Source organism: Bradyrhizobium sp. i1.15.2 (assembly GCF_040548425.1).
In the GTDB taxonomy this organism is placed as follows: Bacteria; Pseudomonadota; Alphaproteobacteria; order Rhizobiales; family Xanthobacteraceae; genus Bradyrhizobium; species Bradyrhizobium canariense.
The window spans coordinates 1-1,171 of sequence record NZ_JBEPRQ010000088.1; the positions used below are offsets into that span (position 1 = coordinate 1).

A 1,171-nucleotide genomic window follows, 5' to 3' on the forward strand; every position below is an offset into this window, starting at 1 on the left:
GTCGTCCGTTAAGAAGCCGAATTGAGCGGGAGCGGACAGGCAAGCGTATGCGATAGCTGGATCAGGAAGAGGCACAAGAGTTCTCTGAGCCAGGCGAGGATACGGCGGAAGTTGTGGCCGACTGCTGAGAGCACGACGTTGGCGGCGTCGCCGGCGCGGCCTTTGAGATAGCAGCGGCCAAGGTGACCTTCGGCCTTCAGATGTCCGATGATGGGCTCGATGGCGGAGCGGCGCCGGAGCTCGCGCTTGATGGCGCCGAACACGCCGCGCTTCTGGCCCGAAATGAAGACGCGACGGGGATTTTGCGTGTCGTGGCCGCGATATCCCTTGTCGACATAGGCCCGCTCGATCGGACAGCCAGTGAGCGCCTCGGTGCGGTCGATGACGTCCCGCAGGGTATGACCGTCGTAGGGATTATCGGGCAGCGACCTGGCGTGCAGTACGAACAGGCCACCGGGCGCCCGGCGGTTGTTGGTGACGATGGAGGCCTTCACGCCGAACTCGTAAGGCGCGGCGGCCTTGCCTTTGCCGATGCATTCCACCTCCGGGGCATGGAAGGAATAAAGCTTCCAGCCGCGCTGGCGCTGCTGCTGCGAGCGGATTTGCACGGCCCGGCCAAGCGGGAGGGCGAATGCCTCCTCCAATGCCGGCTGGCCCTCGATCTTGCGGCGGATGTCGCGGATGATGCGGCCGAGCCGGCTGCGCAGAATGCGCAACTGCCGCTGATGCCGGCTGAACTGTTTGGCATGGGCGTAGCGGCCCGCCATCATCGCGGCGGCCTTGGCCACACGAGAATAGGATTGCCGCAGCCTGACGGCGTGCCTTCTCGCCAGGCGGTTGAGCCCCTTGATAGCCGCATGGAGCAGCTTGGCATCGGTCGGAAAGGTGATGGCCTTCGGCTGCACCGTGGTGTCGACGGTGACGCGCTTGAGGTCCTGGCCGCGTAACGCGCCGGCCTCGTGCGCCACCCGCAGGCTCTCCGCCAGCAGCAGCTCCAACTTGTCGCCGAGCCGCTTGCGCCAATGGCTCAGGTCCGAGCGCTCGTGCGGGAAGGCATGCTGAAAGAACTCTTGCCCGGTGAAGAACTGGAAATACGGGTCGTGAACCCAGCGCTCGCAAACGCCCTCATCGGACAGCCCGTAAGTGTGCTTGAGCAACAGCAGCCCGATCA

General features: G+C 64.9%; 1 protein-coding gene. It reads right to left on the minus strand.

Annotated elements, in window-relative coordinates; all coding sequences use genetic code 11:
- Positions 1-8: 8 nt before the first annotated feature.
- On the minus strand, positions 9-1,171 hold a 1,163-nt coding region (locus ABIB80_RS39325), incomplete at its 5' end, for an IS5 family transposase (RefSeq protein ID WP_354129653.1).